The organism is Vibrio sp. SCP2, from assembly GCF_059295395.1.
The window spans coordinates 32765-57928 of sequence record NZ_JCAFVV010000004.1; the positions used below are offsets into that span (position 1 = coordinate 32765).

Consider the following 25164-nt stretch of genomic DNA (forward strand, 5'->3'; position numbering starts at 1 on the left):
AAGCCTATTCCTTGATTGAGAATAGGAAAACACCCTGGAGGGGTTCCCGAGTGGCCAAAGGGATCAGACTGTAAATCTGCTGGCACTGCCTTCGATGGTTCGAATCCGTCCCCCTCCACCATATTTCTTCTTATGACTACTTTGAGTGGATAACCCATTCAATAAGTTGTGAGAAACACTTGAATAGTGTGTTGGGAAAACATTACCAAGTATAAAATACCCTGGAGGGGTTCCCGAGTGGCCAAAGGGATCAGACTGTAAATCTGCTGGCACTGCCTTCGATGGTTCGAATCCGTCCCCCTCCACCATATTTTCTTATAATAGTCTGTTCGGTGGATAAACCGTTAGATATGTTGTGAGAAACACTTGGATAGTGTGTTGGGAAAACACTACCAAGTATAAAATACCCTGGAGGGGTTCCCGAGTGGCCAAAGGGATCAGACTGTAAATCTGCTGGCACTGCCTTCGATGGTTCGAATCCGTCCCCCTCCACCATATTTCTTCTTATGACTGCTCTGAGTGGATAACCCATTCAATAAGTTGTGAGAAACACTTGAATAGTGTGTTGGGAAAACACTACCAAGTATAAAAATACCCTGGAGGGGTTCCCGAGTGGCCAAAGGGATCAGACTGTAAATCTGCTGGCACTGCCTTCGATGGTTCGAATCCGTCCCCCTCCACCATATACAGAAAACCAGCTCATTGAGCTGGTTTTTTTGTACCTATCGAAAGCCTAAGCGCACTCCTATTCTCTATTCTCTATTCTCTATTCTCTATTCTCTATTCTTGCAAGCATAAAAAAAGCCCCGTCCTGCGGGGCTAAACAAACTAACAACTATAGGGGGGTTAGTTTTCTAAAAGAATAATGCGTGTTTCATAAGGGCGAAGCACTTGATGCTGAGATACATTTTCTCCAGAAAGCTCGTAGTTACCCAAAACGTATTGTGCTTTATCGCAATCAAACCCTTCAGGTAAGACACATTCTGTTTCGGCTGCGTAATAGTTATTCAAACAAATTAGGGTCTGACTTTGTGATTTACGCTGATAACCGAACACCGCCTTATGCTCAGGATAGAGATCGACATAGCTACCTGTAGTGATCACTTCAATCTCTTTACGTAGCTGAATCAACTGCTGATAAAAATAGAATACTGAGTTTTTATCTGCTACTGCTTTATCTGCGTTAATTTCTGCATAGTTACTTGCCACTTCAAGCCAAGGCTGCGCTTTTGAGAAACCAGCATACTGCTCCCCATTCCACTGCATCGGCGTACGAGAATTATCACGAGATTTTTGTGCCAAAATCGCCATCATTTCTTGATGTTCAACGCCTTGCTCATTAACCATGATGTCATACATATTGGTGCTTTCTACGTCACGATATTGCTCGATAGAGGTGTAACCTGGGTTGGTCATACCGATCTCTTCACCTTGGTAGATATATGGCGTCCCTTGCATCATGTGCACTGAAGCTGCGAGCATTTTGGCGGATTCTAAACGATAGTGTTTGTCGTCACCCAATCGGCTTACCACTCGTGGCTGGTCATGGTTACACCAGAATAGCGCGCCCCACCCTTTGCCATTTAAACCTGTCTGCCAATGATTAAAGATCTGCTTCAACTGGGAGAAATCGAATGGCGCCTTGGTCCACTTTTCACCATTTGGATAATCGACCTTTAAGTGGTGGAAATTAAACACCATCGACAACTCTTTGTTATCAAGCGATGAATATTGCTGACAATGTTCTAGGGTCGTCGAAGACATTTCACCCACCGTCACACTGCCGTACTTCTGGAATACCGCCTCGCTAATCTCTTGCAGATATTCGTGTACGCGAGGTCCATCGGTATAAAAGCGTCGACCATCGCCAAGGTGATCATTGGGGAAGTCCTGCTGTTTAGAAATTAGGTTGATTACGTCTAGACGGAAGCCATCTACACCTTTTTCAGCCCAGAAGCTGATCACTTCTTTGACTTCGCCGCGAACTTTCGGGTTTTCCCAGTTTAGGTCGGCCTGCTCTTTGGCGAAGAGATGCATAAAGTACTGACCCGTTTTTTCATCAAGCTCCCAAGCACTGCCACCAAATTTTGATTGCCAGTTGTTAGGGATTCCGCCATCAACCGGATCTTTCCAAATGTAGTAATCACGATAAGGACTGTTTTTATCACCGAGCGCAGACTGGAACCACTCATGCTCAGTCGATGTATGGTTGACGACGATATCCATAATAATGCGAATACCACGCTGATGAGCTTCAGCGAGAAGCTGGTCAAAATCATCCATGGTGCCAAAATCTGGATTGATCGCGTAGTAGTCCGAGATATCGTAACCATTATCAATCATTGGTGACTGATAAACGGGTGTTAGCCAAATCGCATCAACACCCAATAGTTTCAAGTAATCAAGCTTAGAAATAATGCCTTGAATATCCCCTGTTCCTTTACTGCCACTGTCGCAAAAGCTCTTAGGGTAAATCTGATAGATCGAGGCGGTTTTCCACCAATTTGCATCATTAGCGATTGTTGTCATTGCTAAACTCACTTACCAAAAAAATAATAAACTTTGAAAAAGGAGCGACGAAATGCCGCTCCAAAAAATGATGGGTTACGCGTTCGCTGGCTCTAACTCGCCTTTCATTTGCGCACGCTTGTAGAAGAACAGGGTCAATGCGGCAGGTACGGCAATTGCCACTAGCATTGCGATTGCAAAAATGCCCCAGAACTGTGGTTGGATAGATAAGATACCCGGTAGACCGCCCACACCAATACCGTTCGCCATAACGCCCGCACTACCACAGATCGCTGCTGCAATTGCACTACCAATCATTGCGCTTAGCATTGGGAACTTGTACTTCAAGTTAATACCGTACATCGCAGGCTCAGTTACACCTAAGTAAGCAGAAATCGCCGCTGGAACTGAAATATCGCGCTCACCATGTTTTTTACTGATGATGATAATGCCGACAACCGCTGAAGCTTGAGCAATGTTTGATAGAGCGATCAATGGCCAAATTGGCGTACCACCTAGGTCTTGCATTAGTTGCAGATCGACGGCGTTAGTCGTGTGGTGAATGCCAGTGATAACAAGTGGTGCGTATAGGAAACCAAATACCATCGAACCTATTACCGCGAAGTCTCCAGTCATCGCCGCTTTCGCTGCAAATGCCACACCATCGCCTAATACACGGCCAAACGGACCAATTAGAGAGTGAGCCAATACCACAGAAACAATGATAGAAACGAAAGGAACAACAACTAAGTAAAGGTAAGAAGGAACAATACGTTTCAGGTTAGTCTCAATAAACGCCAGCGCCATACCCGCTAACATCGCAGGAATCACCTGAGCTTGATAACCGACTTTTTCAATCACGAACAGGCCAAAGTCCCACACTTCTGGGGCTTGCTTACCGATAAGATAGGCATTCATCAACTGCGGAGAGACCAGAGTCACACCTAAAGTGATACCTAGAATTGGTGTGCCTCCTAGCTTCTTCACTGTTGACCAACATACCCCAACAGGCAGGAAGAAGAAGATCGCTTCACCAATTAACCATAAGAAGCTATGAACCGTTGCCCAGAACTGACTAATTTCAGTTAGCGACTGGCCATCAAACATCTTGATGTCACCAATCACATTACGGAAACCTAAGATCAAACCACCAGTGATGATTGCAGGAAGTAGTGGTACAAAGATTTCAGCAAGATGGGAAATACCACGTTCCAATACGTTCATGTTTTGGCGAGCAGCAAGTTTCGCTTCGTCTTTTGACGCTTCGCTCTTACCTGATAGCTCAATCAGCACTTTATACACTTCATCAACTTCAGTTCCGATCACTACCTGGAACTGACCCGCATTGGTAAAGCAACCTTTTACGATTGGCAACGCCTCTAGCGCTTTCTCGTCTGCTTTATCGGTATCATTCAGTACAAAGCGAAGGCGAGTTAGACAGTGGCTTACACTCGCGATGTTTTCGCGACCACCAACTAATTCAATCAGACGCTCAACTTCTTGTTTCGCAATCTTACTCATATCCATGTCCACCCTAATTGGATTCTCATTCATCTGTTGTCAACAATGTTGACGTTTCAAACTGACTAAGCTTGTTGTTTTTCTATTTATGGGAACATTCCCAAATGTGCTTATTATACTGTCAGATCTATTTACAGATAAAAATGGGAACAATCCCATTAATTGAAAGAGATCACAGTATAATTTTAAATCACTTTGAAAATAATGGCTTAGATTGAGATAGGTTCTTGAGTGATATGAACTTGCTCAAGCTCACCATTAATTTGAGAAATCAGCAACTTAGCAGCCCTTTCGCCGGCTAAAGAGTAACCTGGGTCAATACTAAATACTTTGGGAAACAGGAAGGAAAGCAGTTCATTTCCACCCACACCAGTGACAACCACATCTTCACGATTAAGCTCTTGTAAACGCTTAATGACCCCTAAAGCTAAGGTGTCACTGGCACAAACAATCGCTTGAACGTCTTGGTTCAAGACATCGTCCACCAGCAAATAAGCGCTCTCGTGGTTTAGTTGCCCTGTCTGATAGTTCGGTGAAATAGAGTGAGATTGGCACCAATCGAGGTAAGCGTCTAAACGTAACTTGCCCGTAGTTTTATCACTCGGATCGACACCAATAAATGCGACGTTCTTGAGGCTCTTTTGCTCTAAGAACTGCAACGCCTTAACAATGACCTGTCTATTGTCGTAGTTGATTGACGAAACTTTATCGGTGTCCATCGCGATAACCACAGTGCGATTATGCCAGCTCGCCAGCTTAGCAATATCAAAGTCACTAAAACCGAACACAATGACACCATCAACATTGCGCTTTTTCAGCACATCCAAATGGTCGTTGGTCTTTGCTCGATCGAACTGACTCTCCATAATGACAACATCATAGCCCGCGCTGTACAAGGTATTAAGCATACTGCCCACGGCTTTGTTTTCTGATGGAGAATCGAGACGAGAGATAATGACCCCCACCACTTTTTGGCTTCCTCCACGCATAGCTTGCGCCGATTTTGAAGGAACATAACCAGATTCCTGAATCACCTGTTCGACCTTAGCACGTGTTTCTGGCTTAACTTTAGGATCGTTGGTCAGAACACGAGAGACGGTCGATTTTCCAACACCGGATAACCGGGCAATATCAAGAATGGTTAGTTTTTTGCTCATAAAGTCGTGGGTCTAGTAGTTGGACGTTGCAAGGAGGCGATATGCCTCCAGACACGCTATCGTAAAAGATCTATTGGGTAATGCAATTTTTATACACCAAGTGGCCAAGTTCTAAGCGGGCTTCTTTGCCTTTGGTATAGAGGGTCACTGGGTTTTGTATTTCTGCGGTGCCATCATGGAGAATGTATTTAGTGCCAGAGCCAGAGGGAACCTGGATCATGCGATAATCTTTCTTAGGTAACCTTAGCAGTGCCGTATAATCATTGGGCATTAAGGCTAGCTTGAAGGTTTCGCCACCACTACATTGATAGAATAGAAAATCACCTTGGTAGTGGTTTTCACGTTCCATCGAAGTGAAAGAGCACGCTGACACGCTCAGCCCTAATGCGACTGCAAATAACAACCGATATCTCATGATTCCCTCCAAACAAAACAAAGGCCGCCCTTGGCAGCCTTTTTCAGTTTATTTCGCTAAATACGCTGGGACTTCTTTAATACTGTCGAGTACCACAGACGCGATAGCTTCGCCTTTCTCTGTAACAGGTTTGCCTGTACGGACAAGGATTTTGGTGCCAACACCGGCAGCTTCGGCTGCCATCATGTCTTCGGCTTTATCACCGACCATAACAGAGTTCGCCATATCAATTTTCAAGAAGTCACGCGCTGAGATAAACATCCCAGGCTTTGGCTTACGGCAATCACAATCTTGCTTATATTTGCCTTGACCGTGTTCAGCATGGTGCGGGCAGTAGTAAATACCATCAAACTCAACGCCGTTATCGACAAAGTTCCAGTCCATCCATTGGGTCAAAGATAGGAAACGATCTTCACTGAACATACCACGAGCAATCCCCGACTGGTTTGTCACCAATACCAGTTGGTAGCCCATATCTTTCAGTTTCTTGGTCGCTTCAAATACGCCATCAACAAACTCAAAATCGTGCTCATCATGAACATAGCCGTGATCGATGTTAATCACGCCATCTCGGTCTAAAAAGACTGCTGGTTTTGCCAAAATATGCTTCTCTATGTACTTTACTTTACAAGAATTATTGCACGCTTTATTTCTTTCATCACTATCTAATTACTAATCGATTGAGCAAAAGATACGTTTAGACGTCTAGACGTAAAAATATCTATTGACAGAAAACATGTAAGACCATAGCATCATCTACTAAATGAGATGTAGCTCAACATTATCTGCTGCTCTTCATCTAATCTGATAGCGGGTCTCTCGATGATTGAAATTAATCAAGTAAATAAGGTGTTCTACCAAGGCAGTAAGGAAATACATGCCTTAAAGGAGATCAACCTTCATATTCCACAGGGAACAATCTTTGGTGTTATTGGCTCATCGGGAGCAGGGAAAAGTACGCTTATTCGTTGTGTAAACATGTTAGAAGCACCGACAACAGGCTCGATTGTTGTTGATGGTGTCGATCTCACAACACTAAGTAAATCGCAACTTAGCGAAGCTCGCCGTAACATCGGTATGATCTTCCAACATTTCAACCTACTGTCATCGCGTACGGTTTTTGACAACGTTGCTCTGCCACTTGAGCTGGCAGGCAAAGATAAAGCGCACATCAGCACTAAAGTGACTGAGCTGCTAAAACTGGTCGGCCTTGAAGATAAGCATGAAAGCTACCCTTCAAACCTAAGTGGTGGTCAAAAGCAGCGTGTTGCGATCGCACGCGCTCTTGCGTCTGATCCAAAAGTTCTTCTGTGTGATGAAGCGACTAGCGCATTGGATCCGGCAACCACTCAGTCGATTCTAGAGCTGCTAAAAGAGATCAACCGCAAGCTTAACATCACTATGCTTTTGATTACTCACGAAATGGACGTGGTAAAAAGCATCTGTCACGAAGTAGCGATCATTGGTGATGGCGAGCTGGTCGAAAAAGGGACTGTCGGTGAAATTTTCGCTCATCCTAAAACAGAACTGGCGCATCAATTCATTCGTTCTACACTCGACTTGTCGATTCCAGAAGATTACCAAGTTCGCTTGCAAGCAACGCGTGTTGAAGGCAGTTACCCATTGGTTCGTCTAGAGTTCACTGGTGCAACAGTCGATGCTCCTCTGATGACGCAAATTGCCCGTAAATTCAACATTGATGTCAGCATTCTCAGCTCTGACCTCGATTACGCCGGTGGTGTGAAATTCGGCATGATGGTCGCAGAACTATTTGGTAATGAACAAGATGACAATGCAGCGATTGAGTTCCTGCGTGAGCACAAGGTAAAAGTAGAGGTGCTAGGCTATGTCCTTTAATGAAATTTCACAGTGGCTGAGCTTAAACAGCAATCTACTTATCGGCGCGACTTGGGATACTATCTACATGGTTGCTGTGGCGGGCATTGTTGGCTTTGCCGTTGGTATTCCACTCGGTGTGATTCTGCATATCACCAAGAAAGGTGGCTTACTTGAGAACACGAAACTAAACAGTGTACTCGGCGCTATTGTTAACGTGGGTCGTTCCGTTCCTTTCCTAGTACTGATGGTGGCTATTATTCCAGTTACTAAACTGTTAGTCGGCACATTTATCGGTACAACAGCAGCCATCGTGCCTCTTACAATCGGCGCGATCCCATTTGTTGCTCGCCTTATCGAAGGTGCTCTACTTGAAGTCCCAACGGGATTAGTTGAAGCAGCGCAATCGATGGGCGCAACTCCGATTCAAATTATTTCTAAGGTACTGCTTCCTGAAGCAATGCCTACCATCGTTAACTCGGTAACCATTACACTCGTCACGCTTGTCAGTTACTCAGCAATGGCAGGAACGGTTGGCGGTGGCGGTCTCGGTGACGTCGCCATTCGATACGGTTTCCACCGCTATGACGTGGTCATTATGGCCGTGACTGTGGTAATGCTTATCGTGCTAGTTCAGATCATTCAATCCATTGGTGATGCGATTGTTCGTCGTGTCGATCACCGCTAAGAACACAATAAAGAATACTCACAGATTTAATTTATAAGGAGATAGTGATGAAATTCAGTCTTAAAGGTCTATTAACTATCGCAGCTGCTGCATCAGCATTGGTACTAGCAGGTTGTGGTGAAAAAGAAGCAGATACTAGCAAGATCAAAGTTGGTGTTATGGCTGGTGCAGAGGCACAAGTGGCTGAAGTTGCTGCTAAAGTCGCTAAAGAAAAATACGGCCTAGATGTAGAGCTGGTTACTTTTACTGATTACGTAACACCAAACGCAGCACTAGACGATGGCTCTATCGACATCAACGCGTTCCAACACAAGCCATACTTAGATCAGCAAGTTGCCGATCGCGGTTACAAACTGACTATCGCGGGTAACACGTTTGTTTACCCAATCGCAGGTTACTCTAAGCAAGTGAAAGCGGTAGACGAAATTCAAGAAGGTGCTCGTATCGCAGTACCTAACGACCCAACAAACCTAGGTCGTTCACTGATTCTACTTGAGCAACAAGGACTGCTGAAACTACGTGAAAACGTTGGTCTACTAGCAACAGTGCGCGACATTGTTGAAAACCCGAAAAACATCACTATCGTAGAGCTAGACGCAGCACAGCTACCACGCTCTCTAGATGACGTTGCGCTTTCTGTTATCAACACAACTTACGCAAGCTCTATCAACCTAACACCACAAAAAGACGGTGTATTCGTTGAAGACAAAGAGTCTCCATACGTAAACCTAATCGTGTCGCGTGAAGACAACGCACAAGCGGAAAACGTCCAAAACTTTGTTAAGTCGTACCAGACTGAAGAAGTTTACACAGCGGCTTCTGACATTTTCCAAGGTGGCGTAGTTAAAGGTTGGTAATCACTTACTTTTGCTGACATAAGCTCTCAAGGGTTGACGTAATGTCAGCCCTTTTCTTTTGGCGGCGCAGCTCTTAGCCGCTCGAAATAGTCATCAATGATGGCTTCATAACGTCCGTCATCCTTCATTTCTCTTAGCACTTGGTCAAACTGGTCTCTTAACCACTGATGCTCTTTCAGCTTAGAAAACGCGATGTAACTTGGCGTGGCCTCGATTGGCGGCGAGAGTATTTCCAGTGCTTGTTCCATTTGTTCACTAGCCAGAATGCTTCGCGCACCAAAATCATTATTTACCCACACATCAGCACGCCCCGTCCTGACCAAGCGAGCGCAATCTTCAGTTCGGTTGCGCCAAAAGACTAATCTAAAACGTCCACCTGCCAATAAGGCATCCATCTGTTTACCATAACTGACCCTATTGACAGCGCAGATAGCGACAGACGAAACATCACGGGATAAAAAGTCGTAGCTACTTATCTTACTACTTCTTTTTACCACTAAGCTGATATTCTGCGTAAACAAGATCTCATTAGAGTAATCGGCAAACTTTTCGCGTGTTGGATTTTTAAATGCGGTAAAGATAGCGTCGGCACGACCAAACTGAACATTACTCAAGGCTCGTGCCCAAGGTAAAACTTCTATTGATATCTGGACATCGAGTTCATCAAACACGGCCTCAACAAGCTCGACGGCCACACCAGATAACTCCCCTTCGCGATGGACGATATAGGGTGGATAGTCAAGCGTGACTAACTGCACTGTGGTTGAACTGACTGCGGGAAGAGAGCACAACCATATCAATAGCGACAAAGCCCAAAGCTTACCCATGCTCGTTGGCTTGTATTACGGAATGATATGAGCCTGAAGAAAGCTCGGGATTGGAAAGAGCTGAGTTTGTTGAATCATTTTACCTCCAAGGCATAGCGCTCTACCGATAAGTAAAGTTCACCACTATCACTTGTCAACTCCTCAGACTGTTCAGAAAATCTATAGGTACAAAAAAGCCGGAGCAATGAGCTCCGGCTAAATCGTTCAATAAAGTACGTGTGATTAAGGCGTGTAGTACGTCGCCGCACCAGGACCTACAGGTAGACCTAAGATAAACACCCAAACGTAGAACAGTAAACTCCAACCCACGATGAACACGATTGAGTAAGGTAGCATGGTCGCAATAAGCGTACCGATACCTAGGTTCTTCATGTATCGCGTTGCTACAGCAAGGATAAGACCAAAGTAGCTCATCATAGGCGTGATGATGTTAGTAGTAGAATCACCGATACGGTAAGCCGCTTGAATAGTTTCTGGCGCGTAGCCAACCAGCATCAACATAGGAACAAAGATTGGTGCTGTTACTGCCCATTGTGCAGATGCTGAACCTATCATTAGGTTGATGAAGCCACACATAAGAATGAAGGCGAAGAACAGCATTGGGCCAGTTAGGCCAATCTCTTGTAGGAAGCTTGCCCCTGCAACAGCGAAGACTTGACCAAAGTTAGTCCACTTGAAGAATGCCACAAATTGAGCTGCGAAGAATACCAGTACAATGTACATGCCCATTGAAGACATAGACTTAGACATTGCATCGATAACATCGCGATCTGTCTTCATCGTGCCAACAACTTTACCGTAAACAAAGCCAGGTACAGCAAAGAATACAAAGATAAAGGCTACGATACTCTTCAGGAATGGTGAACCAGCAATGGTACCTGCGTCAGAGCGAAGGATGCCGTCTGCTGGAACGACTGTCCAAGCAAGAAGCGCTGAAACAACTAATACCACAAGACCTGCAAGCTTAAGACCTTTTTTCTCTACAGCAGTTAGACCACCCATTTTATCTTGAGATAGGTCTTCTGACGCTTCTTCATCATTGTATTTACCTAGCTTAGGCTCAACGATTTTTTCAGTAACAAAAGCACCAGTGATTGCAATAAAGAAAGTCGACACAAACATGAAGTACCAGTTAACTTCAGGTCCAACTGTGTAGGTTGGGTCAATCATTTGCGCTGCAGTTTCTGTAATACCAGATAGCAGTGGGTCAACAGTACCGATTAGCAGGTTTGCAGAGTAGCCACCAGAAACACCAGCGAATGCCGCAGCAAGACCGGCTAGAGGGTGACGACCTAAAGAGTGGAATAGCATTGCAGCTAGCGGGATAAGTACCACGTAACCTAGCTCAGATGCCGTATTAGAAATGATACCTGCGAATACAACCGTTACAGTAACCATGCGCTTAGATGCGCCCATTACCATACCGCGCATTGCTGCCGATAATAGACCAGAGTGTTCAGCGATAGCGACACCTAGCATAGCAACTAGCACAGTACCTAGCGGTGCAAAACCAACAAAGTTTTTCACTAGGTTAGTAACGATTAGCTCCAAACCATCAGCATTTAAAAGGCTGACAACGTGGATCATGCCGTCTGCTGCACGACCTTTCGCACCTTCAGGGCGCGGGTCCATAACAGATACTTCAAAGTAACCTGCAATACCAGATAGGACTAAGATAGCTAAACAGAAGATGGCGAATAGAGTGATAGGATGGGGTAATAGGTTCCCCAAATATTCAACAGCGTCTAAGAAACGCGTAAATAGCGGTTTCTTAGGTGAATTTTGTTTAATTGAAGCAGATGAACTCATCTGTTCCCTCCTTGTAGTTATTCCTGCGCAAATGTGACAAAAATGTTCCAAATGCCAGCGCAGGGTACTCGACAAAATACTCAATTAGAAATGCAAAATGTTACAAAGTGTGTAACAAATCATATTATTTAACGCATTTTGCACAAATAATTAGCAAATATCACCAAAACAAAACCAAATAACAGAATTATAATTTATATAAATACATTCATTCTGTTTATTTAATGGCCTTTAAGTCGTTGATTGGTATAAGGAGGAAACTCAACCACCAAAGAGAGGCATAAATTACGCTTATCTATAACCAAGCACTCTGGTGGTTTAAGAGAGGGGGAAAAGCCTCAAACTGCGATAGTCAAAAATGAGAGCTTTATCCTGTTGAGATTGGAGGCTACTTTTGCACCGCTTTAAATCTTGGATTGGTTTTGCAGATAACGTACAAACGCCCTCTTCTTTTGACGATTTGACAATCAGGATGGCGATTTTTAGCACTCTTAAGAGATTTTACGACCTTCATTTACTTGTCCCCTTTAGAAAATTGACCAAATCGACGCTTAAAGTTAGCGACACGACCTTCCTGATGAATGACACGCTGCTTACCTGTGTAGAAAGGGTGGGATTTAGAAGAGACTTCAATCGTAAAGTACGGATAGGTTTTGCCATCTTTCCACTCAATAGTGCGGTCAGTTTGCAATGTTGAACCGATAAGGAAGTACTCATCAATGCTTGTATCATGGAAAACCACGGTTCGGTATTCAGGGTGAATGTTGGGTTGCATAATTACCTCAATAGAAACTGTTATGTTATAACATTTTAAATAATAATCATTATCAACAAGTTTTACTAGGCTTTTTTGTGATACTTTTTCCGCATCACCAAATTGAGAGAAAAGAGATGTATTCCATAGCGCCAATCGGTTTTATTGAAAGCCCATATAAAGAGAAGTTCGCCGTACCTCGACAACCGAGCTTAGTGCCTGCTGCTCGATCGCGAGTAAAACTAGTTGGAGAGACGAATAGTCCAGCGGCTGTGCGCGGATTGGAACAATTCTCCCATGCTTGGTTATTGTTTTTGTTTGATCAGAATTTAGAAGCCGGATGGAAACCAACAGTGCGCCCACCTCGTTTGGGCGGCAATGAGCGTATTGGTGTGTTTGCTTCACGTTCGACTTTTCGCCCGAATGGCATTGGTATGTCAGCAGTAGAAGTTAAAGGTATCAGCAAGGAAGGCGATCAGATCTATTTGGATCTGGGTAACGTGGACTTGGTCGATGGCACGCCAATTGTTGATATCAAGCCATACATCCCCTATTCAGATTCTATTGCAGAGGCACAAGGTGGCTATGCAGCAGACGAACCTGAAAAATCACAGGTCGACTTCTCTCCAGTCGCTCTGGCAGCACTCGAAAAGCGTGGCGATACTGAGTATGTCAAAACGGTGATCGAGCAGGTTCTGGCACAAGACCCTCGCCCTGCGTACAAAAAGAACAAGCCTGATAGTAAAGAATATGCGGTAAATTTGTTCGATATGAATGTGAAGTTTACCGTTAACGATAACTTAATAACGGTTACTGCGATTGAAAGCTTTTGACAATGGCATTTGGCTGATATTATAAGCGGCTAACAATTTTCCCCTCGTGGGACTTCCATACTCCTGTCCATTCTGGCTTGAGTATCTAACTTTAATAAACGGATAAGTTAAATGCGTACCAGTAATTATCTTCTTTCTACTCTGAAGGAGACTCCAAACGACGCAGAAGTAGTGAGCCACCAGCTCATGCTACGTGCAGGTATGATCCGTAAGCTGGCTTCAGGTCTCTACACCTGGCTACCTACTGGTCTACGTGTACTGCGTAAAGTCGAAAACATCGTTCGTCAAGAGATCGACAATGCAGGTGCAGTCGAAACATTGATGCCCGTTGTTCAGCCGTTTGAACTATGGGAAGAGACAGGCCGCAGCGAGAAGATGGGTCCTGAGCTACTTCGCTTTACTGACCGACACACTCGTCCGTTTGTTCTTAGCCCAACAGCTGAAGAAGTGATCACTAGCCTAGTGCGCAATGAAGTGAGCTCTTACAAACAGCTACCGCTAAACCTGTACCAAATCCAAACTAAGTTCCGTGATGAGCGTCGCCCACGTTTTGGCGTAATGCGTGCACGCGAATTCTGCATGATGGATGCGTACAGCTTTGATATTGATAAAGAAGGTCTACAGAAGTCTTACGATGCAATGCACGATGCTTACTGTAAAGCCTTCGACCGTATGGGACTTGAGTACCGCCCAGTACTGGCTGACTCAGGTGCTATCGGTGGTAGCGGTTCTCAAGAGTTCCACGTACTTGCGGAAAGTGGTGAAGACCTAATTGCCTTCTCTACTGAGTCTGACTACGCGGCGAACATCGAAAAAGCCGAAGCACTTGCTCTGGCTGACGAAGCTGCGGCTCCAACTCAAGAGATGACGCTAGTTGACACGCCAAACGCAAAGACAATTGCTGAGCTTGTTGAACAGTTTGAGTTGCCAATCGAGAAGACGGTTAAGACGCTATTTGTTAAAGCATCTGATGACGTTGACGCTGACCTAATCGCGCTTATCATTCGTGGCGACCACGAACTGAACGAAGTGAAAGCGGAAAACCTTCCTCAAGTTGCCGCTCCTCTAGAGATGGCAACAGAAGAAGAGATCCGTGCCCTAATCGGCGCTGGCCCTGGTTCACTAGGCCCTGTAGGTCTTAAACTGCCATTCATCGTTGACCGCACTGTTGCTGTAATGAGTGACTTTGGCGCAGGCGCTAACGTAGACGACAAGCACTACTTCGGTATCAACTGGGGTCGTGATGTTGAGCTTGGCCAAGTTGAAGACTTACGTAATGTAGTTGAAGGTGATCCAAGCCCTTGTGGTAAAGGTACCATCGCACTGAAACGTGGTATCGAAGTAGGTCATATCTTCCAACTAGGTAATGTTTACTCTCAAGCAATGAACTGTGGCGTTCTTGGTCCAGACGGTAAAAACGTTATCCTAGAAATGGGTTGTTACGGTATCGGTGTTTCTCGTGTTGTTGCGTCTGCAATTGAACAGAACCACGATAAGTACGGCATCATCTGGCCTGACGCACTTGCACCTTTCCAAGTCGCGATCGTTCCAATGAACATGCACAAGTCAGAAGAAGTGAAAGAAGCTGCTGAGAAGCTGTACGCTGAACTGACGGCAATGGGCATCGAAGTGCTATTCGACGACCGTAAAGAGCGCCCTGGCGTAATGTTCTCTGATATGGAGCTAATCGGCGTTCCTCACACTATCGTCATTGGCGACCGTTCAATGAAAGAAGGTAACTTCGAGTACAAGAACCGCCGTTCTGGTGAGAAAACCGCTGTTGCAATGGCTGATATCGTTGAGCATGTTAAAGCTCAGCTAGCGTAAGTTAGCCCCTAGAAATACAGAAGGCCGATGGAGACATCGGCCTTTTTTCTATTTTACTTTTTTGGCAAAGCCATTATAAAACGGCGCCTCTTGGGTTAGCCCTGTCAGTTTGCCAGTTTTACTGAACTTAAAGTAAAACGTCGATTCAAACTCCAGTGGCTTGAAATGATTTTCTGCTACTTTGTGTAACGCATAGGCGTCTTGCTGGTAACCTTGAATATAGAGCAACCCATTACGAATAAAGACATCAGCATAAAAATCTTCACTGTATTGATATCTTCCAATCAGTGGCTTTAACTCTTCGAGGTCTACTTTCAACACTTCGGTTTGATAGAGTGGAAAGTCAATCCAACCTTCTGTAAGCGAAACCGCGCGTAATATCTCTTGCGCAAGCTGATCGCCTCTTTGACCATTGGTCAAAACTACCGCCCCGGTACCAAGCTTCGGATAGAGGACAAAGTGCCCTTCAAAGCCGTGGTTGATTCCGCCGTGGAACACATAGCCTTCTTTGCTACTATGATTACGGAAAAAGCCAAGTCCCATAAAGCTTGTCCCAGGGTAATCAATTTGCTGGATACTCTCTTGGCTTAGCCAGGACTCATCGTCTCCAATGTACGCTTGGTGAACGGCCAGAAGCATACGAGTCAGATCTGTAGGCGTTGTCCACAAACCAGCCGCACTTTTAGCCGCGTATTTGTGCCACCCTTTTGCAACCCATTCGCCATATCGGTGAGCGTGGGCAAACTTTGTGTTCTCTTGATTTTCTGTAGGCTGAACAAAACTAGAGTTGACCATTTTTAATGGCTCAAACACTTCCTGATCCGCTATCACTTCGAACGGCTTATCGTAAACCTGTTCAAGAATGTGCTGGACGAGAATGTAACCGCCATTGGAGTAATGATAGTCCCCCACTACAAACTCTTGCTTTAAAACACCAAGCTTGGAATCGCTACGAGTAAAGATATTCAGCTTAGGGAGCGCTTGATCGCTCTCGACCCCCATATAACCTGTATGGTTAAAACCCGCTTTATGTGACAATAACTGACGCAGCGTAACAGGAGACGTTACTACTTTTGCAAACTCCGGTGCAAGCAGGGGCTGGATGTACTCATCTAACGTTAGTAAACCTTTCTCCATGGCTCTCAAAGTGATCAGAGTGGTGACGGGTTTACTCATTGAGGCCACTTGATAGCGGGTATCAGTGCTAGCTAGTTGACCTGATTTATGGCTCAAACCATGGCTGAATTGCCACTCTTTTTGACCCTCTTTGAATGTACTAACACTCACACTGGGGATCTGCCAAAACGCCATTCGTTCAGCTAATGAGTAACGTAACTCGGGATTAGACGCATACTTATAACTGGCGACTAAGTTAGAAAATGCCTCTGGCTGCTGTGCCAGTACTGACGAGCTGAACAGCACAATGGACAGTAAAAAGCCTCTCATAAACACCTACCTTAAATAATAAAAAACCCATTGATATTATTTTTATATCAATGGGTTAAATATAAACTTTCGACTTGTTCTCAATGATTTTAGAAGCACATCTCGAAATTTGGATTATTACTCTAACGGTTCGGTAGGTGCCTGACTGGCCACTTTTTTGGGCGCATAAGCGACGTCAGCCAGTTCATCGGCATTACCATCGATCAGCTCACCAAAATGGAAAATGCCAAACTCGCCCGGCTTCATTCGGTGCCAAGTTTCATTCCCCGTCAGCGGTTGAGTCACAATGACAGACACGATGTCATTAGGCGTTGTTTCTTCTTGGAAGTTGATTTCCACATCTTCATCAAGTAACGCGGCTTTACCAAATGGCGCACGACGGGTGATCCAATAAAGGTGGTTAGTACAGTAGGTCATGACATACTCACCGTCTGAAAGCAGCATGTTAAACACGCCCTTCTCTCTCAGCTTGTCACAGCACTCGGCAACAAAACGAAACACCCCCACCATATCTTGCGGTGGCTCTGGATACTCATCTTCCATCTGCTTTAGCAACCAACAGAATGAAAGCTCACTATCTGTCTGCCCAACTGGGCGATGTCTACCCGTTACTAAGTCTTGGTAATCGCTCAATTGACCATTATGAGCAAAGGTCCAATAACGTCCCCACAGTTCACGGGTAAAGGGGTGGGTATTTTCAAGATTCACTGCACCGCGATTCGCCTGACGAATATGGCTTATCACCGCACAGCTTTTAATCGGATAATTCTGTACCAGCTCAGCGATCTTTGAATCGCAACTTGGGTTCGGATCTTTGAAATTACGAAAGCCTTTGCCCTCGTAGAAAGTGATTCCCCAACCATCACGGTGCGGACCGGTATTACCGCCGCGCTGCATCAGCCCGGTAAAACTAAAACAGATATCGGTTGGCACATTGGCGCTCATTCCGAGCAGTTCACACATGGTTTACTACACTCCCTTAATCCTTGCGTGCGGTTTCTTCTTTAATAGCACAAGCGCCAGCGAATTCGCTAGCGCTTATAGTTATATAAAAGATGCTTTCGACAATTAAGCGTTTTCCATCTCTTTTTCGATCAGTTGAATCACAATGTGGATGATCTTGATGTGAATCTCTTGAATTCGGTCAGCGTAACCAAAGTGAGGAACACGGATTTCGATGTCCGCTAGGCCTACCATTTTACCGCCATCTTTACCCGTTAGGGCGATGGTTTTCATGCCTTTAGCTTTCGCTGCATCAATCGCTTTTAAGATGTTACCTGAGTTACCCGAGGTTGATAGGCCAAATAGCACATCACCTTTGGCACCCACAGCTTCAACATAACGAGAAAATACGTGGTCGTAACCAAAGTCATTACTTACACATGATAAGTGGCTTGGATCAGATATAGCGATACCTGGTAAACCCGGACGATTTTCGCGATAGCGACCCGTTAGCTCTTCTGCAAAATGCATGGCATCACAGTGTGAACCGCCGTTACCACAAGAAAGCACTTTACCACCTTGCTTAAATGAATCAGCCAGCATCTTCGCTGCCGCTTCAATTTGCGCAATGTTGTTTTCATCGCTTAAAAACTTATTCAGAACGTCAGCAGCTTCAGTCAATTCGTTTTTAATTAGGTCCTGGTACATAGGTTAATCTCTAATTTTTTGTAATAAATAGTTCTGTGTGAAATACAGAAAACGTTACCTACAGAGTTTACTCAAACAATTCTCACTGTCGATAGCTTGCTAATAACAATTCCCGCTTTGTTGCAAATCTTGGTTCACAAAAACCGCATAGCCCATCATTTTTAGACTTTTCACTCTACTTAGATCACTTTTTAAGCAAATACCGGTTTTACATTTTATTAATATTTTGATTACACTTAACTGGTTAGACCTCTTACATGTTATCGGCATAAAACAGATTAAATTCCGCCGTAATAAGGAACATAAATATGGACATCTTGCTCTCTCTACTTGGCTTTACCGCAGTTCTCGCGATCTGCTTGTATCACCGCAGTTCACTGCTGCTCTCCATCGCAGCATTAACTGCCACAATGGTTGTGCTCTCTATCTTTGGTAGTGCTGGCTCTCTTAGTTGGATCTTATTCATCGCTGCCATTGCAACCCTAGCAGTACCATCCATCAGACAGTCGCTAATTAGTAAAAAAGCCCTTGCTCTATTTAAGAAGGTGCTTCCTGCCATGTCGCAGACAGAAAAAGAAGCGCTTGATGCCGGTACAGTTTGGTGGGAAGCAGAGTTGTTCAAAGGTAAGCCTGACTGGAAAAAGTTGCACGACATTCAAAAGCCTCAGCTAAGCGCCGAAGAGCAAGCCTTCTTAGATGGCCCAGTGAACGAAGTCTGCGCTATGGTCAATGACTACAAAGTGACTCACGAGCTAGCCGACTTACCACCTGAAGTTTGGCAATACCTAAAAGACAATAAGTTCTTTGCCATGATCATTAAGAAGAAATACGGCGGCCTTGAGTTTTCAGCTTACGCTCAATCTCTGGTACTGCAAAAGCTAACAGGTGTCTCTAGCGTGCTTTCTTCGACAGTTGGCGTACCTAACTCATTAGGCCCTGGCGAACTGCTGCAACACTACGGTACAACAGAGCAAAAAGATTACTACCTACCTCGTCTTGCAGAAGGTAAAGAGATTCCATGTTTTGCTTTAACTAGCCCTGAAGCTGGATCTGACGCAGGCTCTATTCCTGATTTCGGTGTGGTATGCAAAGGACAATGGGAAGGCAAAGAAGTGTTAGGTATGCGCCTGACTTGGAACAAGCGTTACATTACTTTAGCGCCTGTTGCGACTGTTCTAGGTCTAGCCTTTAAACTACGCGATCCTGAAGGATTACTTGGCGAGCAACAAGATCTAGGCATCACCTGTGCTTTGATCCCGACTCATCTAAAAGGTGTTGAAATCGGTAATCGTCACTTCCCGCTTAACGTTCCATTCCAAAACGGTCCAACACGCGGTGAAGACCTATTTGTGCCACTCGACTTTATCATTGGCGGCCCGAAAATGGCCGGACAAGGCTGGCGTATGCTGGTTGAGTGTCTGTCAGTAGGTCGAGGCATCACTCTACCGTCAAACTCTACCGGTGGGATTAAAACAGCTGCATTAGCAACAGGAGCTTATGCAAGAATTCGTCGTCAGTTCAAACAACCTATTGGTCACATGGAAGGGGTTGAAGAGCCGTTAGCACGTTTAGGTGGTAATGCCTACGTAATGGACGCGGCAAGTACCTTGACCGTTGCAGGTATCGACCTTGGCGAAAAACCATCAGTTATCTCAGCGATCGTCAAATATCACTGTACACACAGAATGCAGCGTAGCGTTATTGATGCGATGGACATTGTTGGTGGTAAAGGTATCTGTATGGGGCCAGCAAACTTCCTTGCGCGTGGCTATCAAGGTGCACCAATTGCCGTTACTGTTGAAGGCGCAAATATCTTAACCCGCTCTATGATTATCTATGGTCAAGGCGCGATTCGCTGCCATCCATATGTTCTAGAAGAAATGAACGCCGCTTACTCAGATTCCTCTGATGCTCTAGATAAGTTTGATAGTGCATTGGCAGGCCACGTGAGCTTCACGATGAGTAATCTCGTTCGCAGCCTATGGTTAGGTCTGACCGATGGTCGTTTCTCTGATGCGCCAGTGAAAGATTCAACCACTCGTTACTACCAGCAGTTGAACCGCTACAGCGCTAACATCGCTTTCCTATCTGATATTTCAATGGCTGTTCTAGGTGGCTCACTAAAACGTAAAGAGCGCTTGTCTGCACGCTTAGGCGACATTCTAAGTCAACTGTACTTAAGCTCAGCTACGCTAAAACGCTATGAAAGTGATGGTCGTATTGTAGAAGATCTTCCGCTTGTACACTGGGGCCTACAAGATAGTCTGAAACAGACTGAAATCGCTGTCGATGAGTTCTTAGCCAACTTCCCGAATAAATGGTTGGGTAAAGCACTGCGCGTTTTAATTATGCCATTTGGTCGAGTACGCAAAGCACCAAGCGACAAGCTAGATAGCCAAGTAGCGCAGATCCTACAAACGCCAAGCGAAACTCGCTCTCGCATTGGTCGTTACCAGTATTTTGAAGCGAGTGAATTCAATGCCGTTGGTCGTATCGAACAAGCACTTGAAATCATCCTTAAAGCAGAGCCTGTTTTCGATAAGATTTGTAAAGAGACAGGTAAACGCCGCCCATTCTTGCGTCTAGATGAGGTTGCAGCAATCGGGCTAGAAAAAGGGATTATCGATACTAACCAAGCGAAACTGCTGCGTGAAGCTGAAGAACAACGACTATACGTCATCAATGTTGATGACTTCAGCCCTGAGGAGCTAGCAGCAAAGCCTCAACCGCAGCTTTCTTCAGCAATGGATGAAGTCGCGTAAACCTTTACTTAAAACGAAACACATAATTACGAACAAGGGCTGCATTTGCAGCCCTTTTATTATCACCCCAATGTTAGTTACTACTGCGAGTATTAGTTGCAACTAACATCATCGGCGTTTTTATTCGTTGGATACGACGGTTCGTACGCGAAAAATATTACTTCTTCGGCATTTCCAATTGCATCTCAGGAATCGCTTGCTTACTCGCCTTAAGCTTACGTCTAACGAACCAGACCACTAAGCCGAGAATAACCACCACAACGTTACCGACGCCAATAACAATCATAGTACGAGTACGCTTTTCTTCGCGCATTTGAATCAATTGCATTTCTTCTAACAGCTTCTGCTGTTTAAGGCGCTCTTCTTCCTGCAATCGGCGCGTCTCCGCCATATCAACTTCCGCCACCACACTATAGGTGTGATCTGTTAAAGGGAAAATCAGCGGTCGCTCTGAACCCATCTCTGTCGCAAACGCTTCGCCAGTCCATGAATAAAGGCCAATCGCCTCACTATACGGAATTTCCAGTTCAAGTTTATTGCTTTCCGCTTGTGCCGAACCTTGCACAGACGTTAGTTCACCACTAGGGGAAGTATGCTCAACATGGCCTGCGATTGAGCCGGGCAAAATCATTCCCTGCTCGCCAGCCATAACAATACGGTTAGGACTCATTGCGTCGCGAGACTGGATAAAGGTGGTTTGTAAAGGTGTCGGATACACTAGCACTTCTTGCTCTTGAGCACGCAGAAATACACCATTACCCGAAGTAATTCTTACTCGATACTTACCCGGAGCACTCGTAATCGGCAAAGAGACCGTGAATATACCGTCACCCGCTACTTCATCAAGCCCTTGCCCATCATCGGCAAATTCACCAATCACTTCTGGGATAGGTTTGGCTTCTTTAATCAGCTCATCTTCATTTTCAATATATTTGGTAAAGGTCACTTTAAGTTTGACCCGGTCAAGGAAGTCACGCAGTACCAAAGGTTGGTCATCTGACGTCAATCTGGCGTTAAACTTAATTGACTCCCCTTGGAAAAGGCGATTAGGGAGTTGGTCGGTAGTCAACTCTAGGTGAGAGATGAGCTTAATTTTATTCTTCGGTGTGACTCGACCAATCGCTTGCCACGGCCCGGGCATTGGGTTATCAATCGAGACGATATCCATTGAGGACTCTTGATACCAACGAACATTATCTGGGCTACGCCACGCGTAATACTTTTTACCATCAGGTCTAACAAGGACCACTGGCTGAGAGCTTTTTGCGCGATAGATAACGAAGGTAATCTGTTTGATCGAGGGATCAACTCTAAAACGGTTATCCAATAACGACATTGAGGACTCTTCAGCGCTATAACCTAACGCGCTAAACAACATAGCGACTATGGCAATCCAAATCCTCAACATCCTTTCTCCTATTGACGCCAGAGGCAGCTTCCGCTTTTCTCGACGATATCTAATCTACTTTGATGGGCTTCTATTTCATCGGCGCTTGCACGTAAAACCTTTAGCGCTTTTCGTCCACTTGCCGCACGTTTTATCGCTTCACCGCCCTCTTCACTGCCATTTCCGGCATTAAACTGCAAAGAGGTCTGCCCACCTGTCATTAACAGGTATACGTCGGCCAGAATCTCCGCATCGAGCAAAGCCCCGTGGAGCGTACGGTGCGAGTTATCAATGCCGTATCGATCACATAACACATCAAGGTTGTTTCGCTTGCCTGGGAAGATCTTCTTCGCCATGGCGAGCGTATCGGTCACCTTACAGTAGTCGACCGTTTTACCAATCTGCGGATCGAGCATTCCAAACTCATAATCCATAAAGCCGGTATCGAAGGGCGCGTTGTGCGCCACCAGCTCAGCATCTTTGATGAATTCAAGAAACTCTGCGTGAACATCTTGGTACTCTGGCTTGTCGACCAAGAATTCATCGGTAATACCGTGGACTTCTACTGCATCAGGTTGAATGTCTCGATCTGGCTTAATATACACATGAAAGTGTCGTCCAGTCAGCTTGCGGTCGATAATTTCAACCGCACCGATCTCGATAATGCGATGGTCTTGGTAATGAGGCCCGCCTTCGCGGTTCATACCGGTTGTTTCGGTATCGAGTACCACGATACGGTGTTGCTTAGAATTGTTGCTAGTATTCATAACAAAATGTGTGTCAGACTATGCCAATAATGTGCTTAACCCAATAGTATCAAATCATGACGAAACAGGTGGAAATTTTCACTGATGGTTCCTGCTTAGGCAATCCTGGCCCTGGTGGTTACGGTGTGGTTCTTCGCTACAAGCAAACCGAGAAAACTTTGGCTAAAGGCTATACACTCACGACCAATAACCGCATGGAGATGTTGGCGACCATTGTTGCACTGCAAGCCCTTAAAGAGCCATGCGATGTGATTCTCACCACAGATAGCCAGTATGTTCGCCAAGGCATTACCCAGTGGATTCATAACTGGAAAAAACGCGGCTGGAAAACCGCAGATAAAAAACCCGTCAAGAACGCCGATCTTTGGCAAGCACTCGACAAAGAAACCGAACGTCACAGCGTTGACTGGCGTTGGGTTAAAGGTCACGCTGGCCATCGCGAAAACGAAATGTGTGACGAGCTAGCAAGAGCAGCCGCAGAAAATCCGACTGAAGAAGACAGCGGCTACAAACCCAGCTAGCAAAACTCAATGACTTTGCTTATTCGATACTTTGTAATTGACGCTAACTGGCGTCAATTTTCTTTTTAACTTCCAATGTGGCTTAATCGGCTTAAGTGGATAAGTTCGTTTACGTGCGACGATAAAATACAAACTGCCCATCGGCGATGCCCAATCACCCAGGCTATTCTCAAGCCATGTCCACATCGTGCGATATTTCTGCATCGGGAACAGGGCATAGCTATCGCACTCAATCACTTGATAATTGAGTAACCCTAGCCAATCTCTAATGCGATTTGGTGTAAACATCCTACCACTCCACGGAAGGTTGTTCCTTCTCCACGGCATCAAGCTCGCCAAGCCCGTAAAGCTGATTGGATTGAATCCAGTGATAATCACATAGCCATCATCAATCATCACCCTATCCACTTCGCGTAACATTCGATGCGGGTCATTACAGTAATCGAGCTGGTGTGCCATCAAAACTGCGTCGAAACTTTTTTCTAAAAAGGGCAAATCGTAGCCATCTGCGATGACATTATGCAACGGGTTCTGGATATCTAGATGAACTTGATGTTGAATATTACAATTGAAACTGGTTAACTCGCAGCTCAAGCCTCCCAGCTTTAGCAAATGATAACCGAACAGCTTAGGACACCATTCGTCAACGCGGGTTTGAATCGATTCATTCACCCACTGACCATTTTTAAGCTGAGACCATGAATGAGGCTTTTCAAGCTTTTTGCTGCTACGTGCTGGCTTCATAGTTACCTGCTTCACCCAAGCGTCTGTTGACCGATATACTGGAGACACAACCATGTTGAATATCAAAAGCATACCTGCATTTAATGATAATTACATCTGGCTGATCGAAAATAGCGATCGCCGTTGTGCTGTTGTCGATCCAGGTGACTCTGCGCCTGTTTTGGCGTATCTCAAAGAGCATAACTTGAGTTTAGAAGCGATTCTAATCACCCACCATCACAATGACCATATCGGCGGTGTACCAGAATTAGTAAGACAGTTTCCAGACGTGGACGTTGTCGGCCCAGCTAATGAACCCGTACCCACCTTGACGCATGCTGTTGATGCCGGCGACCAGATAGAGCTGTTTGATGAAGTCTTCTTTGTGCTTGGCTTAGAAGGTCATACTCGCGGCCATATCGGTTATGTAGGTGACGGTAAACTTTTCTGTGGTGATGTGCTGTTTTCAGCCGGTTGTGGGCGTGTTTTTGAAGGTACGATGAAGCAGATGCACACCTCCCTCACCAAACTAGCCGCTCTGCCAGAAGAAACCGAGGTCTACTGCGCACACGAATATACTGCAAGTAATGTTGCTTTCGCTCTTGCGGTAGAGCCAGACAATGAGCTTCTACAGCAGTATCGTGACGAGGTTAATCGGCTCAGAGCACAGAACAAGCCCACCTTACCGACAACAATTCGACGCGAGAAATGGATCAACCCTTTTCTGCGTACCGATCAGCAAACTGTCATCCGTTCTGTCGCAAATCGTACAGTTCAAAGCGACTCACTCGCGATTTTTAGCGCATTACGTGAGTGGAAGAACGATTTTTAACGTTTTGCCGCTTGTCACCTACTAATTGAGGCAAGTATTATCAG

At 45.2% G+C, this 25164-nt stretch carries 23 protein-coding genes and 4 tRNA genes; 12 read left to right on the top strand and 15 right to left on the bottom strand.

Features of this window, described 5'->3' with window-relative positions:
- Positions 1–36: 36 nt before the first annotated feature.
- From AC5O63_RS13475 to AC5O63_RS13490, 4 genes are all read left to right on the top strand, one after another.
- Positions 37–121: transfer RNA gene (locus tag AC5O63_RS13475), tRNA-Tyr, on the top strand.
- A gap of 102 nt (positions 122–223) precedes the next feature.
- Positions 224–308 (top strand) — tRNA-Tyr (locus AC5O63_RS13480).
- A 102-nt stretch (positions 309–410) separates the two neighbouring features.
- Positions 411–495, top strand: a tRNA-Tyr gene (locus AC5O63_RS13485).
- 103 nt (positions 496–598) lie between these two features.
- Positions 599–683, top strand: a tRNA-Tyr gene (locus tag AC5O63_RS13490).
- Between the two features lie 163 nt (positions 684–846).
- Here the strand turns inward: AC5O63_RS13490 and treC are convergent.
- From treC to gmhB, 5 genes are all read right to left on the bottom strand, one after another.
- Positions 847–2529, bottom strand: coding sequence for an alpha,alpha-phosphotrehalase (treC, locus tag AC5O63_RS13495; RefSeq protein WP_494505336.1), 1683 nt, complete (start codon positions 2527–2529; stop codon positions 847–849).
- 75 nt (positions 2530–2604) lie between these two features.
- Positions 2605–4029 carry a PTS trehalose transporter subunit IIBC gene (treB, locus tag AC5O63_RS13500; protein WP_171322892.1) on the bottom strand — a complete coding sequence of 475 codons (1425 nt, stop codon included), beginning with the start codon at positions 4027–4029 and terminating at the stop codon, positions 2605–2607.
- Between the two features lie 209 nt (positions 4030–4238).
- Positions 4239–5186: a trehalose operon repressor TreR gene (gene treR / locus AC5O63_RS13505; protein ID WP_239853800.1), complete on the bottom strand. Its 948-nt coding sequence runs from the start codon at positions 5184–5186 to the stop codon at positions 4239–4241.
- Positions 5187–5256: 70 nt separating this feature from the next.
- Positions 5257–5601: an MliC family protein gene (locus tag AC5O63_RS13510; protein ID WP_494505337.1), complete on the bottom strand. Its 345-nt coding sequence runs from the start codon at positions 5599–5601 to the stop codon at positions 5257–5259.
- A 48-nt stretch (positions 5602–5649) separates the two neighbouring features.
- Entirely contained in the window at positions 5650–6201 is a 552-nt protein-coding gene (gmhB, locus tag AC5O63_RS13515; RefSeq protein WP_494505338.1) for a D-glycero-beta-D-manno-heptose 1,7-bisphosphate 7-phosphatase, read from the bottom strand.
- Between the two features lie 222 nt (positions 6202–6423).
- Here gmhB and metN point away from each other — a divergent pair, with 222 nt between their 5' ends.
- The 3 genes from metN to AC5O63_RS13530 are packed head-to-tail and all read left to right on the top strand — an operon-like array spanning position 6424 to position 8982.
- The gene (gene metN / locus AC5O63_RS13520) at positions 6424–7458 is read left to right on the top strand and encodes a methionine ABC transporter ATP-binding protein MetN (protein WP_494505339.1); all 1035 of its coding nucleotides are present in this window, start codon (positions 6424–6426) and stop codon (positions 7456–7458) included.
- Complete coding sequence (locus AC5O63_RS13525; RefSeq protein ID WP_004744825.1) at positions 7448–8125, top strand: methionine ABC transporter permease; 678 nt, start codon at positions 7448–7450, stop codon at positions 8123–8125. Before metN ends, AC5O63_RS13525 begins: the two co-directional genes overlap by 11 nt.
- 47 nt (positions 8126–8172) lie before the next feature.
- Positions 8173–8982 (top strand): MetQ/NlpA family lipoprotein, encoded by an 810-nt coding sequence (locus AC5O63_RS13530; RefSeq protein WP_239853806.1) that lies wholly within the window; start codon positions 8173–8175, stop codon positions 8980–8982.
- A gap of 44 nt (positions 8983–9026) precedes the next feature.
- On the opposite strand, the gene AC5O63_RS13535 is transcribed toward AC5O63_RS13530, so the two are convergent.
- From AC5O63_RS13535 to AC5O63_RS13550, 4 genes are all read right to left on the bottom strand, one after another.
- Positions 9027–9809, bottom strand: coding sequence for a substrate-binding periplasmic protein (locus AC5O63_RS13535; RefSeq protein ID WP_494505340.1), 783 nt, complete (start codon positions 9807–9809; stop codon positions 9027–9029).
- 222 nt (positions 9810–10031) lie between these two features.
- Positions 10032–11618, bottom strand: coding sequence for an AbgT family transporter (locus AC5O63_RS13540; RefSeq protein WP_494505341.1), 1587 nt, complete (start codon positions 11616–11618; stop codon positions 10032–10034).
- A 388-nt stretch (positions 11619–12006) separates the two neighbouring features.
- Positions 12007–12132, bottom strand: a complete 126-nt coding sequence (gene ykgO / locus AC5O63_RS13545; protein WP_004744821.1) for a type B 50S ribosomal protein L36 — start codon at positions 12130–12132, stop codon at positions 12007–12009.
- On the bottom strand, positions 12133–12393 hold the full coding sequence (locus AC5O63_RS13550; RefSeq protein WP_004744820.1) for a type B 50S ribosomal protein L31: 261 nt from the start codon (positions 12391–12393) through the stop codon (positions 12133–12135).
- Positions 12394–12509: 116 nt separating this feature from the next.
- Here AC5O63_RS13550 and tsaA point away from each other — a divergent pair, with 116 nt between their 5' ends.
- Together tsaA and AC5O63_RS13560 are read left to right on the top strand one after the other, a co-directional pair.
- Positions 12510–13205 carry a tRNA (N6-threonylcarbamoyladenosine(37)-N6)-methyltransferase TrmO gene (tsaA, locus tag AC5O63_RS13555; protein WP_494505342.1) on the top strand — a complete coding sequence of 232 codons (696 nt, stop codon included), beginning with the start codon at positions 12510–12512 and terminating at the stop codon, positions 13203–13205.
- 111 nt (positions 13206–13316) lie between these two features.
- Positions 13317–15032, top strand: a complete 1716-nt coding sequence (locus AC5O63_RS13560; RefSeq protein ID WP_494505343.1) for a proline--tRNA ligase — start codon at positions 13317–13319, stop codon at positions 15030–15032.
- A 48-nt stretch (positions 15033–15080) separates the two neighbouring features.
- Here the strand turns inward: AC5O63_RS13560 and AC5O63_RS13565 are convergent, their stop codons facing one another.
- From AC5O63_RS13565 to lpcA, 3 genes are all read right to left on the bottom strand, one after another.
- A complete protein-coding gene (locus tag AC5O63_RS13565) occupies positions 15081–16478 on the bottom strand; it encodes a serine hydrolase domain-containing protein (protein ID WP_494505344.1) in 1398 nt (465 codons plus the stop codon).
- 117 nt (positions 16479–16595) lie between these two features.
- Positions 16596–17441 (bottom strand): class II glutamine amidotransferase, encoded by an 846-nt coding sequence (locus AC5O63_RS13570; RefSeq protein WP_239825229.1) that lies wholly within the window; start codon positions 17439–17441, stop codon positions 16596–16598.
- Between the two features lie 105 nt (positions 17442–17546).
- Positions 17547–18128, bottom strand: a complete 582-nt coding sequence (lpcA, locus tag AC5O63_RS13575) for a D-sedoheptulose 7-phosphate isomerase (RefSeq protein WP_494505345.1) — start codon at positions 18126–18128, stop codon at positions 17547–17549.
- A 308-nt stretch (positions 18129–18436) separates the two neighbouring features.
- Between lpcA and fadE the strand changes: the two genes are divergently transcribed.
- On the top strand, positions 18437–20890 hold the full coding sequence (gene fadE, locus AC5O63_RS13580; RefSeq protein ID WP_494505346.1) for an acyl-CoA dehydrogenase FadE: 2454 nt from the start codon (positions 18437–18439) through the stop codon (positions 20888–20890).
- A gap of 157 nt (positions 20891–21047) precedes the next feature.
- On the opposite strand, the gene AC5O63_RS13585 is transcribed toward fadE, so the two are convergent.
- Positions 21048–22298, bottom strand: a complete 1251-nt coding sequence (locus AC5O63_RS13585; protein WP_004744813.1) for a TIGR03503 family protein — start codon at positions 22296–22298, stop codon at positions 21048–21050.
- A gap of 8 nt (positions 22299–22306) precedes the next feature.
- A complete protein-coding gene (gene dnaQ, locus AC5O63_RS13590) occupies positions 22307–23044 on the bottom strand; it encodes a DNA polymerase III subunit epsilon (protein ID WP_494505347.1) in 738 nt (245 codons plus the stop codon).
- Between the two features lie 56 nt (positions 23045–23100).
- On the opposite strand from dnaQ, the gene rnhA reads away from it, so the two are divergent.
- On the top strand, positions 23101–23565 hold the full coding sequence (rnhA, locus tag AC5O63_RS13595) for a ribonuclease HI (RefSeq protein ID WP_171322916.1): 465 nt from the start codon (positions 23101–23103) through the stop codon (positions 23563–23565).
- A 6-nt stretch (positions 23566–23571) separates the two neighbouring features.
- On the opposite strand, the gene AC5O63_RS13600 is transcribed toward rnhA, so the two are convergent.
- Entirely contained in the window at positions 23572–24309 is a 738-nt protein-coding gene (locus AC5O63_RS13600; RefSeq protein ID WP_494505348.1) for a class I SAM-dependent methyltransferase, read from the bottom strand.
- A gap of 52 nt (positions 24310–24361) precedes the next feature.
- Between AC5O63_RS13600 and gloB the strand changes: the two genes are divergently transcribed.
- Complete coding sequence (gene gloB, locus AC5O63_RS13605; RefSeq protein WP_494505349.1) at positions 24362–25120, top strand: hydroxyacylglutathione hydrolase; 759 nt, start codon at positions 24362–24364, stop codon at positions 25118–25120.
- The last annotated feature ends 44 nt before the right edge of the window (positions 25121–25164 follow it).